Origin of the sequence: Pseudomonas sp. P7759, from assembly GCF_013386445.1 — a bacterium.
Lineage (GTDB): Bacteria > Pseudomonadota > Gammaproteobacteria > Pseudomonadales > Pseudomonadaceae > Aquipseudomonas > Aquipseudomonas azotoformans_A.
In genome coordinates, this window is the sequence record NZ_JACART010000003.1 from 563725 (window position 1) to 580500 (window position 16776).

At 59.5% G+C, this 16776-nt stretch carries 12 protein-coding genes; 6 read left to right on the forward strand and 6 right to left on the reverse strand.

The window, feature by feature from the left end; all coding sequences use genetic code 11:
- Positions 1 to 787 precede the first annotated feature (787 nt).
- From HX823_RS03395 to HX823_RS03405, 3 genes are all read right to left on the reverse strand, one after another.
- A complete protein-coding gene (locus HX823_RS03395; protein ID WP_177074114.1) occupies positions 788 to 1585 on the reverse strand; it encodes a CPBP family intramembrane glutamic endopeptidase in 798 nt (265 codons plus the stop codon).
- Between the two features lie 103 nt (positions 1586 to 1688).
- The gene (locus HX823_RS03400; RefSeq protein WP_177074115.1) at positions 1689 to 2573 is read right to left on the reverse strand and encodes a DMT family transporter; all 885 of its coding nucleotides are present in this window, start codon (positions 2571 to 2573) and stop codon (positions 1689 to 1691) included.
- Positions 2574 to 2625: 52 nt separating this feature from the next.
- Positions 2626 to 4251, reverse strand: a complete 1626-nt coding sequence (locus HX823_RS03405; protein WP_038848009.1) for a methyl-accepting chemotaxis protein — start codon at positions 4249 to 4251, stop codon at positions 2626 to 2628.
- A gap of 389 nt (positions 4252 to 4640) precedes the next feature.
- Between HX823_RS03405 and aceK the strand changes: the two genes are divergently transcribed.
- Positions 4641 to 6362: a bifunctional isocitrate dehydrogenase kinase/phosphatase gene (aceK, locus tag HX823_RS03410; protein ID WP_177074116.1), complete on the forward strand. Its 1722-nt coding sequence runs from the start codon at positions 4641 to 4643 to the stop codon at positions 6360 to 6362.
- Positions 6363 to 6415: 53 nt separating this feature from the next.
- Here the strand turns inward: aceK and HX823_RS03415 are convergent, their stop codons facing one another.
- Positions 6416 to 6979, reverse strand: coding sequence for a hypothetical protein (locus tag HX823_RS03415; RefSeq protein ID WP_038848014.1), 564 nt, complete (start codon positions 6977 to 6979; stop codon positions 6416 to 6418).
- A 71-nt stretch (positions 6980 to 7050) separates the two neighbouring features.
- On the reverse strand, positions 7051 to 7305 hold the full coding sequence (locus HX823_RS03420) for a hypothetical protein (protein ID WP_177074117.1): 255 nt from the start codon (positions 7303 to 7305) through the stop codon (positions 7051 to 7053).
- Positions 7306 to 7585: 280 nt separating this feature from the next.
- Between HX823_RS03420 and hrpA the strand changes: the two genes are divergently transcribed.
- The 4 genes from hrpA (at position 7586) to HX823_RS03440 (ending at position 13888) form a co-directional block, all read left to right on the forward strand.
- Complete coding sequence (gene hrpA, locus HX823_RS03425) at positions 7586 to 11497, forward strand: ATP-dependent RNA helicase HrpA (protein WP_177074118.1); 3912 nt, start codon at positions 7586 to 7588, stop codon at positions 11495 to 11497.
- A gap of 398 nt (positions 11498 to 11895) precedes the next feature.
- Complete coding sequence (locus tag HX823_RS03430; protein ID WP_177074119.1) at positions 11896 to 13017, forward strand: beta-ketoacyl-ACP synthase III; 1122 nt, start codon at positions 11896 to 11898, stop codon at positions 13015 to 13017.
- Between the two features lie 17 nt (positions 13018 to 13034).
- On the forward strand, positions 13035 to 13649 hold the full coding sequence (locus tag HX823_RS03435; protein WP_016979344.1) for an RNA polymerase sigma factor: 615 nt from the start codon (positions 13035 to 13037) through the stop codon (positions 13647 to 13649).
- On the forward strand, positions 13643 to 13888 hold the full coding sequence (locus HX823_RS03440) for an anti-sigma factor (protein ID WP_177074120.1): 246 nt from the start codon (positions 13643 to 13645) through the stop codon (positions 13886 to 13888). Before HX823_RS03435 ends, HX823_RS03440 begins: the two co-directional genes overlap by 7 nt.
- Before the next feature lie 107 nt (positions 13889 to 13995).
- On the opposite strand, the gene HX823_RS03445 is transcribed toward HX823_RS03440, so the two are convergent.
- Positions 13996 to 15342, reverse strand: a complete 1347-nt coding sequence (locus HX823_RS03445) for a putative porin (protein ID WP_038848022.1) — start codon at positions 15340 to 15342, stop codon at positions 13996 to 13998.
- A gap of 283 nt (positions 15343 to 15625) precedes the next feature.
- Here HX823_RS03445 and HX823_RS03450 point away from each other — a divergent pair, with 283 nt between their 5' ends.
- Positions 15626 to 16750, forward strand: a complete 1125-nt coding sequence (locus tag HX823_RS03450; protein ID WP_177074121.1) for a GNAT family N-acetyltransferase — start codon at positions 15626 to 15628, stop codon at positions 16748 to 16750.
- Positions 16751 to 16776 lie beyond the last annotated feature (26 nt).

Consider the following 16776-nt stretch of genomic DNA (forward strand, 5'->3'; position numbering starts at 1 on the left):
TTTTAATCACTTTATTACCGAAGCATCGATTGGTGTTTGATAATTTAAATACGCCGCTTGGGTGTAAATTAACTAACTGTCCCAATATTAAAAAACAGAAAGACCGAACTTCGCAACGGGGTGCGAAGCTTCTAAAGGAAGGGGGATATTGAAAAAGAAAACAGTTCCATTTAGCGCGATCCGTGGCCTATGTGACTCCGAAAATTCGCTCAGGCATGTCGCGACAATCCTTCTGAGAGGCGCGTAGTCATACCTTAAGCCGCAGGCACCGTACCACTTTGGATCCGATAAATCTTCGCGAAAAAAATTGATCAAACGGTTTACTTTCGTACTGGCAGCAGGTATCGGGGCGAATCTCAATGGAACTAATCGGAAATGAATAATTTTACGTAAATCATTGAAAAATAATGGAAAAAATATTCAAAATAGACTTTTTCAAGAATTTATGGGCGCCGCTGGTCGGAAATGACGAAATTGTTACAAGAAATAACAAAAATGTAACAGGGCGAAAAAAACGCGTTGACAGGGCGCTGGGGAGGAGCGCCGCGCGGAAAAAATCGGGGTGCAACCCATCCGTATCCGAGCGGGGGAGAGGGCGGTGGGCGCATGATTTTTTTGAACGTTCGGCGCGGGCTTTGATCGGCGCAGGCCCACCTGATTGTAATATGAAGCTGTACGCTAATGGGTTTGCAAGTTGAAGTTTAAAAGTGCGGCGAAGACTTTGATGTTGAGTTTTTAAGGGGCGAAATGTTTGAGCGAATTATCGTTTTATTGTGTGGTACATGTCCTACGTTGTGGGACCTAACATTGGATACGTAAGTAATCCGAAGTGAATCAAGTTCAAGCCAAAGTGCGTAGCTATTGCCGCGCCCAAACCGCCGAACCGATACGCCAGGCCATAACCCACCCCAGCGATGCTCGCCAGCAGCACCCAATGCCAGCCCGCGCCAAGGTGCGCCACCCCGAATAGCAGCGAGGCCAGCAGCAGCGCGAGGTTGTCGCCGTAGGGCAAATGCTTGAAACGCTGGCTCAAGCCACCTTGGACATAGCCACGGAACAGCGCCTCCTCGACCAACGTCACCAACAACAGGTTGTTAAGCACCCACAGCCAGGCCTGGTCCGGCCATTTCGGTGCCCAACTGATGACACCCAGCAAGGCGGCGGTGCCCAAAGCGGTGATGGCGGTGAGGGTCAACGCCAGCGCCGTCACGCAGATCGACAGGCGCAGCGAGCGCCGTGCCACGATCCACGGGCAGGCCAGGAGCAGCCAGAACCCGATCAGCGGTTTGTCCTGGTTCAGGAACATCGAGAAGGGCACGGCATCGTCGGTGAGATGTTGTGGGGCAATGCCACGTCCGTTGTAGAAGCCGGGCAACCAGTGCATCGCCAGGCTCAGTGCCAATACGATAAACAACCCGTGGCCCAGGTAGCGTGCCCACGGCGTGCGTTGCTGGCGTACGGCGTAGCCGGCGATCAGCAGCAGGGCGACGGACACCCCCGCCAGTATCCCCAGTTGCCCGTAGATCAAGGCCAGCAGGTAGCCGAGGGAAAGTAGCGCCAGGTACAGCCAGGGTAATGCGATCATGGGGAATCCTTGGGAAAATCTGCGCGGCATTATAGCCACCCGTCCTGCTGGGCCCCATGAAACTCCCTCTACATTCGCGGTTGGATTGTAGTGGTAAGCCCGCTCACAGTTTTTTCGGTCGCAACACCAACCACAACGCCCCCGCAATCAACACCCCGCCATACAAGTGCGCCATCGACAACGGCTCATCCAGCAGCAACGCGCCCCACAGTACGCCGAACGGCGGGATCATGAAGGTCACGGTCATCGACTTCACCGGTCCAATGGACGTCAGTAGGCGGAAGTAAAGAATGTAGGCAAACGCCGTACACACCAGCCCCAAGCCCAGCAACGACACCCACACCTTCCACCCACCCCAACTCGCGGGCGGTTGGCTGATTGCGCTGTAGGCGAAAAACGGCAACAGGAACAAAGTCGCACCGAGCATGCTGCCCAGGGCCGACAGGCGACTGTCCAAGCCGCCGCGCTGGTCCAGCCAGCGTCGCGCCAGGAACCCGGCAAAGCCATAACAGGTGGTCGCCAGCAAGCAGGCCAGCGCGCCCATCAACAATTCCAGGTCAAACGCCACGGGCCCGGCGCGGGTCAGTACACCCACACCGAACAAGCCCAGGCACACGCCGGCAATTTTTGACGGCGTCAGGCGTTCGCTGAAAAACAGCCCGCCGATCAACACACCCATCAACGGCGTGGTGGCGTTGAAGATCGCCGAGTAACCCGCCGGCAACACCTGGGCCGCCACCGAGTACATGGTCGCCGGGATCCCGGAGTTGATCACGCCCAATAGCAACACGGTCTTGAACTTGCCCTGGAAATCCCAGCTCACGCGCATCATCGACAAAATCACCAGCAACCCGGCGGCGGCAATCGACACGCGGAAAAACGCGGTCGGCACCGTGCCGATCTCCGGCGCAATGATGCGCATGAACAGGAAACTCGCCCCCCAAATAGCAGCGAGCCCTAGCAAATACAGGCTGTCGACAGGTCTCACGCAACACTCCTACCTCAATAAGCCCGCGAGTGTTGCATGACATTTCCAATGATTACAGGACAAACCGCGTCACCAGCCCATTCAGGTCCACCGCCAGGCGCGACAGTTCCTGGCTGGCCGCCGAGGTCTGGGTGGCACCGGCGGCGGTCTGGGTGGACAGGTCGCGGATGTTCACCAGGCTGCGGTCCACATCGCGTGCCACCAGCGCCTGCTGTTCGGCGGCGCTGGCGATCACCAGGTTGCGCTGGCTGATCTGCGAGATGGCTGCGGTGATTTTTTCCAGGGCGCTGCCGGCGCTGTTGGCGCGTTGCAGGGTCTGGCCGGCGTGTTCGGCGCTGCTGTTCAGGGCTTCGACGGTGTCCTGGGTGCCTTGCTGGATACCAGTGATCATCTGCTCGATTTCTTCGGTGGAATCCTGGGTGCGTTGCGCCAGGGAGCGCACTTCATCGGCGACAACGGCAAAACCACGCCCGGCCTCGCCCGCGCGGGCCGCTTCAATGGCGGCGTTGAGTGCCAGCAGGTTGGTCTGCCCGGCGATGCCTCGGATCACTTCCAGCACCTTGCTGATGTCCTGGGCCTGTACCGCCAGGCCTTCGGCTTTGTTTGAAGCGCCGAGCACTTCGTCCACCAGGTTCTGGATCGAGCTGATGGTTTCGCTGATCTGGTAGTGGCCGTGCTTGCTGTCCTCGTCGGAGGCCTGGGACGCCTCGGCGCTGGACACCGCATTGCCCGCCACTTCGTCCACGGCCGCGCTCATTTCGGTCACGGCGGTGGCGGCCTGTTCGATCTCGTCGTTCTGCGCTTGCAGCCCTCGGGTGCTTTGTTCCATCACCGAACTCATCTCTTCGGCCGCAGAAGCCAGCTGCTGCGCCGACTCGCTGATGCCACGGATAGTGCCTTGCAACTGCGCCTGCATGGTGGCCAGGGCCGTGAGCAATTGAGCCGGTTCGTCCTTGCCGCTGACGGCGATCGGCTGGCTCAAGTCGCCGCCGGCAATGGTGCGGGCCACGATCAGGGCCTGGCCGAGCGGGGCGGTGATGCTGCGGGTCAGCAGCCAGGCCAGCAGCAAGGTGGCGATCAGCGCGAACACGATGATCGAACCGACGATCCACTGTGCGCTGGAATAAGTCTGCGCGGCGGAGTCCACGGCGGTCTCCACACCGCTCTGGTTGAAGGTGATCATGTCCTCCAGGCTTTTGTTGAGGATCACGCCCTGTGGCGCCAGGCGGCTGTTGAGCAGATCGATGGCGTCCTGTTGCTGGTCCTTGTCCACCAGGGCAACGATCTGCGCGACGAGGGTCAGGTAGGCATTCACGTTACCTTCGAGCTGCTTGAGCATTTCGCGTTCTTCATCGCCGCTGAGCAGGGTTTTGTGATGATCGAGCAAGGTTTGCAGCTCGGTGCGCTGGCGGGTGATCAAGGCTTTGCTGTTGTCACGGATTCGCGATTCGTCGGTGGTTGCCAGGCGCAACGCCTCCAGACGGATACTGGCCACGAAGGCCGCGCTGTCGTGGATGTTCTCGATGCTCGGCATCCACGATTCTTCGATAACCAGTGCGCTCTGCCGCAACTTGGCCATCTGGCCCAGCCCAAACATCCCGACGATCACCAGCAAGCTGGCCAAAACCCCAAAACTCAGACTGGCACGCAGACCGATCCTCATGTTCCTCAATGACATCTCAATGCTCCTTGGGCGATTAGAACCTGTTCCCGGATCGGTCTTTGGACCTTGTTAGGGTGGGAGAGGGCGCGCTATATATCAAAGTGCCATCACCCTGGTAATCAGGGTTTCCCTTAGTTGGATCCAAAGCGCCGAGCGGAGATCGCGCCCAGCGTTGAGCAAGGTTTTTCGGCATTGGACAGCCAAGCCCCGCCGTTGCAGGCGTGCGGGAAAAGCGCAGTGCGACTTTTGGGTGCGTTTATTGACCGGATGGTCGAATTAAAAAAATTGAAAATAAATGTACGAAATGAACGAAGTTGTACAAGGCAGCGCAAGAAATGACCCTTCTCCTGTTCTCGTACACTGGCTAAGCTCAGGGCTTCCAGATGCCCGCAGAGGTTTCCCGCATGTCCCAATCCGCCCTCGCCCTCGCTGTCGCCCGGATGATCCTCGATGGCTTCGACGATTACCGTGAGCACTTTCGCCAGATCACCGATGGCGCCCGCGAGCGTTTTGAAAAGGCCCAGTGGCAGCAGGGGCAGGCGGCGTCGGCGGCGCGGATCAACCTCTATGAAGAAAAGGTCAGCGAAGTGATTGCGCGTTTGCGCAGCAGCTTTGATGACGGCGCATTACTCGATGTTGACCAGTGGCCCGTGGTGAAAAGCGCCTACATCGGCCTGATCGACCTGCGTTTCGACGATGAGCTGTCCGAGACCTGGTACAACTCGATCTTCTGCGGTCTGTTCAGCCACGACCTGATCAGCGACGGCTGCATGTTCATCCACACCACCCGGCCCAGCCTGCGCCGGGCACGGGCCGCGCAGACGCGTACCTACACGCCTGCCGGGAAAATCCCGGAAATGCTCGCGCAGATCTTTGCCGACTACCGTTTCAGCGAGCCTTACGCCGACCTGGCCGGCGACCTGCGCCGCCTTGAGACCCAAATGCGGGAAAACCTGCCGGACTGGGTGTGCAAGGACCCGGACCTCAAGGTCGAGCTGTTTTCCTCGGTGCTCTACCGCAATAAAGGCGCCTACCTTGTAGGGCGTATCTACACTCGCGACGAACAATGGCCACTGGTGATCCCACTGCTGCACCGTGAAGGGCAGGGCATCCAGATCGACGCGCTGATCACCGACGAAGCCGACGTGTCGATCATCTTCTCGTTTACCCGTTCCTACTTCATGGTGGATGTGCCGGTGCCGGCGGAATTCATCGGCTTTCTCAAGCGCATTCTGCCGGGCAAGCACATCGCTGAGCTGTATACCTCCATCGGTTTCTACAAGCACGGCAAGTCAGAGTTCTACCGCGCCTTGATCAACCACCTGGCGACCACCGACGATCAATTCATCATGGCCCCCGGCGTGCGTGGCATGGTCATGAGCGTGTTCACGCTGCCGGGCTTCAACACGGTGTTCAAGATCATCAAGGACCGCTTTTCACCGTCGAAAAACGTCAACCGCGCCACCGTGATCGAGAAGTACCGGCTGGTCAAAAGCGTCGACCGGGTCGGGCGCATGGCCGATACCCAGGAGTTCGCCGACTTCCGTTTCCCCTTGAGCAAATTCGAGCCCGAATGCCTGGCCGAATTGCTGGAAGTGGCCGCTGGCACCGTCGAAGTCGAAGGCGACACGGTGTTGATCCGCCACTGCTGGACCGAACGGCGCATGACCCCGCTCAACCTCTACCTCGACAACGCCAACCCCGCCCAGGTGCGTGAAGCCTTGGAAGACTATGGCCTGGCGATCAAACAACTGGCGGCGGCCAACATCTTTCCCGGCGACATGCTGCTGAAAAACTTCGGTGTCACTCGCCATGGCCGCGTGGTGTTCTACGACTACGATGAGATCTGCTTTCTCACCGAGGCCAACTTCCGCCACATCCCCGCGCCGCGTACCCCAGAAGATGAAATGGCTTCCGAGCCCTGGTACTCCATTGGCCCGCTGGATGTATTCCCTGAGGAATTCCCGCCGTTCCTGTTTGCGGATGCTGGCCAACGCAAGTTGTTCGATGAGCTGCATGGCGAGTTGTACAACGCCGATTACTGGAAAGGGCTGCAGGAGGCGATTCGCGCCGGTAAGGTGATTGATGTGTTTCCTTACCGGCGTCGGTGGGAGGAGAACCAGTAAAAGCTTTTAACTAAACCTTAAAGCGCCGCTCAGGCCAGGCAGCCTTGGTAGCGTCAGCTGTTTCCTTTACGGTTTTCCTTGCGGACATCCTTCAGCCAGGATTGGTCTCGACCCATCACCGTCAGCTCATCCGTAACGTTGGACGCTCGGTTCTTATCGGTGGGATTGGTACCGTTGGTTTGCACGTCGCGAGCCTGTTTGTATAGGGATGCCATTTCTTTGTTAAGCGCGTTATCGGTTTGTTTGACTTCGCGGGCGTTATTGAACTTTGTGATCGGGTTGCTGGTTTTTGGCGGGTTCGAAAGTTGATCGATGCGTTTTTGCGTCAGATTGATAGCAGGTTGAAAACTTGACGCGGGAAGCGCGGGTGTCGGGAACGTGGCGGGCAGGTTTTCCAGCTTGTCTTTGTTTTTTTTGAGCGCTTCGAGTTTCTTTTGTCTGTTTGGGCTCAGTGCTGAAGTGGGTTGTTGATCGAGCAGTGGCGCGGATGACTGGCTCCCGGAGGGTTTAAGCCAGGAGCCTTGGGATGCGTTGTTTTCAGGTGCGATAGACTGATATTTGTCGGCATAACTGTGGGTATTGCCGCTGTACGCGTGGTTGTTGGAGTTGATGGGCATACAAACCTCGTGCGATGAGCTTGGGGGGGGCTGTTGTTTCTAATGTGCCGAGTGGTTCCACTACTATTGCGTCACAGGCCGCTCATGAAATTCATGCCGCGTACTGCCTGACTGGACGTGTGGAAGTTCGAGATTCGATTGGCCGTCAAATTGGTGGGCGGTGTCGACGCGCTCTGCGGGGCTGCGTTGGACGACGGCTTTTCGGTGTAGGCGGGCGGGAACTCATATTTGGGCGGTGGTTCCGACGCTGCCGAGCGCGGTTGGGCCTGCATGGATACAGAGTAGCTGGGTAGATAAGGTTGGCTGTTTGTCGAATCGATAGGCATAAAAGCTCCGGTTTCATGAACGATACAGCGATCTGCCAATGGCTTCTGGCAGGTTGATTTGACCCTGCGTACGTCACTCAAACCATCGGATTTGCATGGTGAGATGGTCGGATGAGCGACTTTCTCTCGTAAGAAATATGTTCATTCGCAGGCGCGACGCGGCCAGTCACTGACTGAACATCTCCAGAAATGTAGAAATCTGCGACAATCGCCCCTCGTTTTTTCCGTCCACCGTTATGCAGGCGCGCCCTGCCTCACCCAGAAGACCTTTGCCACCCTGATGACCGACCAAGCGCCCACTATCGACCAACTGCTCAAGACCCTCGATCACGCCATGCTCGCCGACCGCCACCGCTTGCGGCGGCAGTTGCTTGAGCTGCGCAAGAAACCCGACGAGGAAAAGCTGGCGCAGTGGGTCGCGCGCATGCAGGCGTCTTGCGCCCAGGTCACGGCGCGGCGTGCCAGCCTGCCGGTGATCCGCTACGACGACAGCCTGCCGATTGCGGCCAAGCGTGATGAGATCAAAGCCGCGCTGAACAAGCACCAGGTGCTGATCATTGCCGGTGAGACCGGCTCGGGTAAGACCACCCAGTTGCCGAAGATCTGCCTGGAAATCGGTCGAGGCCAGTTCGGTCTGATCGGTCACACCCAGCCACGGCGAATTGCAGCACGCAGCGTTGCCAGTCGGGTGGCCGAGGAGTTGGCCACACCGTTGGGCGCGTTGGTCGGCTATCAGGTACGTTTTGAAGACCAGAGCGATTCCAACACCCTGATCAAGCTGATGACCGACGGCATCCTGCTGGCGGAAACCCAGAACGATCGCTACCTGGAACGCTACGACACGATCATCGTCGACGAAGCCCACGAACGCAGCCTGAACATCGACTTCCTGCTGGGCTACCTGAAGACCTTGCTGCCGCGTCGTCCGGACCTGAAAGTCATCATCACCTCGGCAACCATCGACCTGGAGCGTTTTTCCAAGCATTTCGACGACGCGCCGATTGTCGAAGTGTCGGGCCGTACTTTCCCGGTGGACACCTGGTATCGCCCGTTGACCCTGGAGCAGGACGAGGAGGGCAACCGCGTCGAGGATGACTTGACCGTAGACCAGGCGATACTCGCCACCCTCGATGAAATCGCCGCCTACGAGCGCAGCGAGCGCCGCAGCCCTGGCGATGTGCTGGTCTTCCTGCCGGGCGAGCGCGAGATCCGCGACGCCGCGGACATGCTGCGCAAGGCCCAGCTCAAGCACACCGAGATCCTGCCGCTGTATGCGCGCCTGTCGCCGGCCGAACAGCAGCGCATTTTCCAGTCCCATCCGGGCCGGCGCGTGGTGCTGGCGACCAACGTCGCGGAAACCTCGCTGACTGTGCCGGGCATTCGTTATGTGATTGACAGCGGCACCGCGCGCATCAGCCGCTACAGCTACCGCGCCAAGGTGCAGCGCCTGCCGATCGAGGCGATTTCCCAGGCCAGCGCCAACCAGCGTAAAGGCCGCTGCGGTCGGGTCGAGCCCGGCATTTGCGTGCGTTTGTACAGCGAAGAAGATTTTATCGGGCGTCCGGAATTTACCGACCCGGAGATCCTACGCACCAACCTCGCGGCTGTGATCCTGCAGATGCTGCACCTGCGCCTCGGCGAGATCACCGATTTCCCGTTTATCGAGCCGCCGGACGGCAAGGCCATCAGCGACGGTTTCAACTTGCTGCAAGAGCTGTCGGCGGTGGACCGCAACAGTCAGCTCACGCCATTGGGCCGTCAGTTGGCGCGCCTGCCGGTGGACCCGCGCATGGGCCGCATGCTGCTGGAAGCCGCCAAGCTCGGCAGCTTGCAGGAAGTACTGATCGTCGCCAGTGCCATGTCGATCCAGGACCCGCGCGAGCGTCCGCCGGAGCGTCAACAGGCGGCCGACCAGGCTCACGCGCAATGGAAAGATCCGGATTCGGACTTCGCCGGGTTGGTCAATCTGTGGCGCGGTTTTGAAGAGCAGCGCCAGGAACTGACCGCCAGCCCGCTGCGCAACTGGTGCCGCAAGAACTTCCTCAACTACCTGCGTTTGCGCGAGTGGCGCGACTCCCATCGCCAGTTGAGCCTGATCTGCCGCGACATGCAGCTGACCGTCAATAAAGAGCCGGCGGATTTCCCGAAACTGCACAAGGCGGTGCTCTCCGGCCTGCTCAGCCAGATCGGCCAGAAAACCGAAGACGGCGATTACCTCGGTGCGCGTCAGCGGCGCTTCTGGATTCACCCGTCCTCGGGCATCGGCAAGAAGCGTCCGCAATGGCTGATGACCGCCGAGCTGGTGGAAACCACCAAGCTGTATGCGCGCATGGTCGCCAAGATCGACGCCGACTGGATCGAGCCGCTGGCCGGGCACTTGATCAAGAAAAACCACTTCGAACCCCATTGGGAGAAGAAGCGCGGCCAGGTGGTGGCCTTTGAGCAGATCACCCTGTTCGGGTTGATTGTGGTCGGGCGTCGGCCGGTGCATTACGGGCCGATTGACCCGGTGGTGTCTCGCGAGTTGTTTATCCGCGAAGGTCTGGTGCGTGGCGAGATCCAGTCGCGGGCCAAGTGCCTCACGGCCAACCAGCAACTGCTGGAGCAACTCGACGAACTGGAAGCCAAGGCGCGCCGTCGCGACATCCTGGCGGACGAGGAAACCCTGTTCGCCTTCTACGACGCGCGGTTGCCAGCGGAGATCCACCAAACCGCGACCTTCGACAGCTGGTACAAGATCAACAGCCAGAAAGACCCGCAGCTGCTGATTATGCGCGAAGAGGACGTACTGGCCCGTGAGGCCAGTGAAGTCACCGCCGCGCATTATCCGGACACCCTGCACCTGGGCGATCTGGAACTGGCGTTGAGTTACCACTTCGAACCCAATCACCCACGCGACGGCGTGACCCTGCGCGTGCCGGCGCCACTTTTGCCTGCGTTGCCGCCGGAGCGCCTGGAATGGCTGGTGCCGGGGGTGATCGAAGCCAAGTGCATTGCCTTGGTGCGTAACCTGCCCAAAGCGCTGCGCAAGAACTTCGTGCCGGTGCCGGACTTCGTCAAGGCTGCGCTGCAACGTATCGAGTTCGGCCAGGGCTCGTTGCCCCAGGCGTTGGGCCGTGAGTTATTGCGTATGACCGGTGCGCGGGTCAGCGATGAAGCCTGGGCCGAAGCCGCGCAGCAGGTGGAAAGCCACTTGAAGATGAACCTGGAAGTGGTCGACGGTCAGGGCAAGTTCCTCGGCGAAGGCCGCGACCTGGCCGAACTGACCGCACGCTTTGCCGAGGCCAGCCAGGCCGCGCTGGCCGTGCCGCAAACCGCGAAAAGCCAACAGCCGGTGGAAGCCAAGGTGTTTGCGGCGGTGGCGGAAAAGACTCAACAGAAGATCGCCGGGCTGTCGATGACGGTGTATCCGGCGCTGGTGGAAGAAAACGGCACGGTCAAGGAAGGGCGCTTCTCCACGGCTGCCGAGGCGGAGTTCCAGCATCGCCGGGCGTTGCAGCGCCTGCTGATGCAACAACTGGCGGAACCGGCGAAATTCCTGCGTGGCAAATTGCCGGGTTTGACCGAGCTGGGCCTGATGTACCGCGAGTTGGGGCGCATCGATGCGCTAGTGGAAGACATCTTGCTGGCCAGCCTCGACACCTGCGTACTCGAAGGCGAAGCCAGCCTGCCGCGCGATGGTGCTGGCCTGGCCGCCTTGGCTGAGCGCAAGCGTGGCAGTTGGACCGAACACGCCGAACGCCTGGCGCGCCTGACCCTGGACGTGCTGAAACTGTGGCACAGCCTGCAAAAACGTTTCAAAGGCAAGATCGACCTGGCACAGGCCGTGGCCCTGAACGACATCAAGCAGCAGCTGAGCCACTTGGTGTACCCGGGTTTTGTGCGGGAAACCCCGGCTCAGTGGTTCAAGGAATTGCCGCGTTACCTCAAGGCCATCGAGTTGCGCCTGGAGAAACTGCCAAGCCAGGTGCAAAAGGATCGGGTGTGGAGCGGCGAACTGGCCGGTTTGTGGACGCAGTACGAAAACCGCCTGAAAAAACATGCCCAGGAAGGCAAGCGCGACCCTCAGCTGGAGCTCTATCGCTGGTGGTTGGAGGAATATCGCGTGTCGTTGTTCGGCCAACAACTGGGCACCAAAGTGCCGATTTCCGACAAGCGCTTGAGCAAGCAATGGAGTTTGGTCGAAGCTTGACCCCCGTAGATCCTCTGCGGTGCGGTGAGCGGGCTTGTTGTGGTGAGCGGGCTTGCCCCGTGCTGGGGCGCGAAGCGGCCCCTCGTACAGGCAATCAAGATATTGCTGAAACACCACAGGGGTTTGGAATGGGGCCGCTTCGCGCCCCAGCGCGAGCAAGCTCGCTCACCACAGGGTTGTGTGTAAGCCTCTGACCAGGGTGTTTATCTGGCATATGGCGCCAAATCCCAGGGTTTGTGGCAAACTTCGCGCCTATAAATGCCGGGATCGTCGTGAAGGGCTGCGACGCGATGGAATAAAGCGATGCCAGTTTGATGTCCGCTGGGCGGGATCGAACTACCTATAGTTTGGTACGACGGTACCAATATCTTCTGCCTGACAGATTTAGAGGAACGACCGTGCATAACGTCGTCATCAGCGGCACTGGCCTGTACACCCCGGCCAACAGCATCTCCAACGAAGAGCTGGTGCAGTCTTTCAATGCCTACGTGCATCAGTTCAACAGCGACAACGCCGCCGCCATCGAGCGCGGTGACGTGCAGCCGCTGACCGAATCCAGTGCAGCCTTCATCGAAAAAGCCTCGGGTATCAAGAGCCGTTTCGTGATGGACAAGGACGGCATTCTCGACCCGCAGCGTATGGCTCCACGCCTGCCCGAGCGCAGCAACGACGAGTGGTCGGTGCTCTGCCAGATGGCCGCCGGTGCTGCCGAACAGGCCCTGCAACGCGCCGGCAAGACCGCCGCCGACATCGACGGCGTGATTGTCGCCTGCTCCAACCTGCAACGTGCCTACCCGGCCATCGCCATTGAAGTCCAGGAAGCCTTGGGTATCCAAGGTTTTGGTTTTGACATGAACGTGGCGTGTTCCTCGGCCACCTTCGGCATCCAGAACGCCGCTAACAGCATCCAACTGGGCCAGGCGCGGGCGATTTTGATGGTCAACCCGGAAGTCTGCACCGGCCACCTGAATTTTCGCGACCGTGACAGCCACTTCATCTTTGGTGACGCGGCCACTGCCGTGGTGCTGGAGCGCGCCGACCTGGCGACTTCCGAGCATCAGTTCGATGTGGTGAGCACCAAGCTGCTGACCAAGTTCTCGAATAACATCCGCAACAATTTTGGCTTCCTCAACCGCACGGCGGAAGAGGGCGTCGGCGCTCCGGACAAGCTTTTCGTACAGGAAGGCCGCAAGGTATTCCGCGATGTGTGCCCGATGGTGGCCGAGCTGATCGGCGTGCATTTGCAAGAAAACCAGCTGAACGTAGCCGATGTGAAGCGCTTCTGGCTGCATCAGGCCAACCTGAGCATGAACCACCTGATCGTGAAGAAACTGCTGGGCCGCGAAGCCTCGGTGGAAGAAGCGCCGGTGATCCTCGATACTTACGCCAATACCAGTTCGGCGGGCTCGGTGATTGCGTTCCACAAATACCAGGACGATTTGCCCAAGGGCTCCGTGGCGGTACTCAGCTCGTTTGGCGCGGGCTATTCGATCGGCAGCGTGATCCTGCGCAAACGCTAAGACAATCGAGGTCTTGAATGGCAGCAGCGGACGACGCGCACCTGCTTGAACGCCTGCTCAAGGGTGAGCAGCGGGCCTACAAGGAATTGGTCACCACCTACCAGAGCGCCATGCGGGCGGTGGCTTATGCCATTGTCGGCCAGCGTCACGCCGACGAAGTCGTGCAAGACGCCTGGCTGTCGGTGGTGCGCAACCTGGCCAAGTTCGAGGGGCGTTCCAGCCTCAAGACCTGGCTGCTGACCATCACCGCCAACGCCGCCAAAGGGCGCTATAAGCAGAATCGTCGCGAAGTGTTGCTCGACGACCTGCCTTCGCCCCATGGCACGATTGGCGATGACCGTTTCTCCCCCGACGATGGCCACTGGGCCGTCGCCCCCTACGCCTGGCACCAGGACACTCCGGAAGCCCTGCTGACCGAGGATGAACTGCGTAAATGCCTGGAGCATACGTTGCTGAGTTTGTCTGAGTTGCAGAGCAGCGTGCTGGTGCTGCGTGAACGCCAGGGGCTGGAGTTGGAAGAGATCTGTAATCTTCTGACGCTGTCGCTCTCCAATGTCCGTGTGCTGTTGCATCGAGCACGGCTTAAAGTCTTCGCCACGGTGGAGCATTTTGAGGAAACGGGCGAATGTTGACCTGTAAAGAACAAGTGGCACGTTCCAGTGACTATCTCGATGGGCAATTGACCTTTCGCGAGCGTCTGCTGGTGCGTCATCACTTGATGTTCTGCCCGAACTGCCGCCGGTTTATCCGCCAGATGCGTCTGATGCAGGCGACGCTGAAGATAATGCCGGATGAGCCGGTAGAGGGTGTGGAGGCCTTGGCGCAGCGGTTGGCTGAAGAACGACTCAAGGATCACAAAGGCGGGGAATAAGCAGGCTCGCGTGGCTGGATCGGACGGATGATGGGGACCGATCCACCCACGCAAGGCTGTTGTAGCCACCTCGGGCCGTCCTGGCCCAAGGCTTTCAGCACTGACAGTTAGAACTTGGCTTCTGCGTCCAGCTGCAGGGTGTTGGCGTTCGCATCGCGATAGCCGGTGGCGCTGGCGTAGTCCGCTTTGGTCAGGAAGTAAGTGGCGCCGATGGCAAAGTTCTTGTCGATGTCGTAGCCGACCTTGAACTTGTGACCGCGTGCACCGGTGAAGCCGCCGGCGAAGTCGGAGTCGGTAAAGGCACCCACCACCGCATAACGTTGTACGTCGCGGTAGTTGTAGTCCAGGTTCAGCCCAAACACTTTGGACTTGGCGCCGAGCAACCAGGCGGTGTCCTTGTCTTTGTCAGTGGCCTTGGTGTTCTGCACGTACTGGCCATAGAACGACAACGGTACGGCCAGGCCGCCGATATCGACTTGGCTGAAGCCTTCATACAGGCGGTACTCGCTGGCATTGCCGGCGGTGGTGTTCGCGACGGTTTCGGCCGGGGTCAGGCACTGGAAGGAGCCAGCGGTCGGGCAGCGGCTGTCTTCGTCGTTCTGGAAGGCGTAGACGCTACCACCCAGGGTCAGTTTCAGGTTGTCGGTCAACGAGAAGCGCGAGCCCAGCTGGCCGGCGGTCATACGCAGGTCGTTGCGAAATTGCACGCCGTCGCCGTTGACGTTGTCCTTGAGGCTGTAGTTACCCAGGCTGCCGAACAGTTCGGCGCTGCTGCCCAGTGGGTATTTGTAGGTGACGGCCAGGCCTTCCGGGTTGATATCGCTATCCCAGATCACATCACCCATGCTGACCCACGGCTGCAACATCTTGCCGCCGATCACGTGCAGGTTCTTGATTTGGGTCGGGTGGTAGTCGATGTAACCCAGGTCCAGCCAGATCGACTTCTTGTTGAAGTAACCATCCAGGTCCTGGTTGGTGGAGCGCGCATCGTCGCTGCTGCCGGTGGCGACACGAATACCGGTGTCGACCTGCGAGTTGATCTCGGTAAAAGCGCCCAGACGCGCACGGATGCGCTCGCGATCCTTGTCTTTGCCGCCGTTGTTCGGGGTGCCGTCGATCTTGATGGTTTCGTGACGGAAACGCACATCACCCTTGAGTTGAGTCTTGGCCGCCCAGGCCAGCTTCTGGTCGAAGCTGCTCAGCTCATTGGTTTTCTTCGCGGTGGCCGCGATCTGTTCGTTGGTCTCTTGTTGAGCTTGCCGTGCGATCTGCTGCTCTTTCTGGTCCCGTGCCAGTTCAGCTTGCAGTTCGCTGTACTGAGCATTGGTGATCTGGCCGTTGGCCTTGAGCATGTCGAGCAATTTAGCGTCGACTGCAGCGCTGGCCGGAACGCTCAGGGCCAGTAACAGGCCGCCGCACAGGACCGCCGCAGTTTTAGTGGAAGCAAGACGCATATCAATCTCCGAAAGTGAGGAGGGATGGCAAACCATCCAGGACACAACCGACCGATGACGGACGGAAAAATAACCACCTGCTAGAACCAGGCGCTCTAAAAACAGGCGTCAGTATCACGATCGTTTATGACGGAGCGGTGGCGAAGTGATGTCATCTAGATGACAAATTTTTCATGTTCGGAACTATTGGTTTAGAGCCTTGTCGCGCGAAGCGGGGGTGTGCCGAGGCCGGCAATCAGCGATACTCGCCAGGCTTTCACGCCCTGAAGTAGTGAGGATTCCGATGCCGTTGCAACGCCTGGACAGCCTGTCCGAAATCGCCCCGCAAGCCTGGGATGCGCTGGTGCCACAGGCCCAGCCGTTCGTACGGCACGCCTTCCTGAGCGCATTGGAAGACAGCGCCAGCCTGGGCCCGCAATCGGGCTGGCAACCGGAGCATTTGCTGCATTGGGAAGGTGATCGGCTGGTGGCGGCACTGCCCAGTTACCGCAAGTGGCATTCCTACGGCGAGTACGTGTTTGATCACGGTTGGGCGGATGCCTGCGAGCGGGCGGGCATTGAGTATTACCCTAAGTTGCTGACCGCCGTGCCGTTCAGTCCGGTCAGCGGGCCACGCCTGTTGGCGGCGAGTGCAGAGGAGGGTTTCGAACTGCTGAAAAGCCTGCCGGGTTACCTGGAAATTGAAGGGCTCTCGAGTGCCCACATAAACTTCACCGACGAACTGGCCGATGCGGCACTGGCCGAGCAACCGGGCTGGCTGCAGCGCCTGGGCTGTCAGTTTCACTGGCAGAATCGGGGTTACCGCGACTTCCAGGATTTTCTCGATGCGCTGAGTTCACGCAAGCGCAAACAGATGCGCAAAGAACGCGAACAAGTGGCAGGGCAGGGCATCGACTTCGAGTGGCTGCAAGGCCATGAACTGAGCGAAGCCCAGTGGGATTTCGTCTACGCCTGCTATGCCAACACCTACGCGATCCGCCGCCAATCACCTTACCTGACCCGCGCGTTCTTCAGCCTGCTGGCCGAGCGCATGCCCGAAGCGATCCGCGTGGTCCTGGCCAAACAAGGCACACGCCCGGTGGCAATGGCCTTCAGCCTGATCGGCGGCGATAGCTTCTACGGCCGCTACTGGGGTTGCCTGGCAGAGTTCGACCGCCTGCATTTCGAGACCTGTTTCTACCAGGGCATGGACTACGCCATCGCCCACGGCCTGCAACGTTTCGATGCGGGGGCACAGGGCGAGCACAAGTTGATCCGTGGGTTTGAGCCGGTGATTACACGGTCATGGCACTACTTGCGCCATCCGGGCCTGAAGAGTGCGGTTGAGGATTTTCTGGAGCGCGAGCGCGTGGGGATTGCGGCGTATGCGCAGGAGGCGAGGGCAGCCCTGCCTTATCGGCAGGGCTGAACCATTGGTCTGGCGGCGCTTCAAAC

What these genes read in the sequence shown, in the direction of transcription:
- HX823_RS03395 (WP_177074114.1), bottom strand. Translation starts at nt 1,585, where the DNA reads ATGATCGCATTACCCTGGCTGTACCTGGCGCTACTTTCCCTCGGCTAC.
- HX823_RS03405 (WP_038848009.1), bottom strand. Translation starts at nt 4,251, where the DNA reads ATGTCATTGAGGAACATGAGGATCGGTCTGCGTGCCAGTCTGAGTTTT.
- aceK (WP_177074116.1), top strand. Translation starts at nt 4,641, where the DNA reads ATGTCCCAATCCGCCCTCGCCCTCGCTGTCGCCCGGATGATCCTCGAT.
- HX823_RS03415 (WP_038848014.1), bottom strand. Translation starts at nt 6,979, where the DNA reads ATGCCCATCAACTCCAACAACCACGCGTACAGCGGCAATACCCACAGT.
- HX823_RS03420 (WP_177074117.1), bottom strand. Translation starts at nt 7,305, where the DNA reads ATGCCTATCGATTCGACAAACAGCCAACCTTATCTACCCAGCTACTCT.
- hrpA (WP_177074118.1), top strand. Translation starts at nt 7,586, where the DNA reads ATGACCGACCAAGCGCCCACTATCGACCAACTGCTCAAGACCCTCGAT.
- HX823_RS03435 (WP_016979344.1), top strand. Translation starts at nt 13,035, where the DNA reads ATGGCAGCAGCGGACGACGCGCACCTGCTTGAACGCCTGCTCAAGGGT.
- HX823_RS03440 (WP_177074120.1), top strand. Translation starts at nt 13,643, where the DNA reads ATGTTGACCTGTAAAGAACAAGTGGCACGTTCCAGTGACTATCTCGAT.
- HX823_RS03445 (WP_038848022.1), bottom strand. Translation starts at nt 15,342, where the DNA reads ATGCGTCTTGCTTCCACTAAAACTGCGGCGGTCCTGTGCGGCGGCCTG.
- HX823_RS03450 (WP_177074121.1), top strand. Translation starts at nt 15,626, where the DNA reads ATGCCGTTGCAACGCCTGGACAGCCTGTCCGAAATCGCCCCGCAAGCC.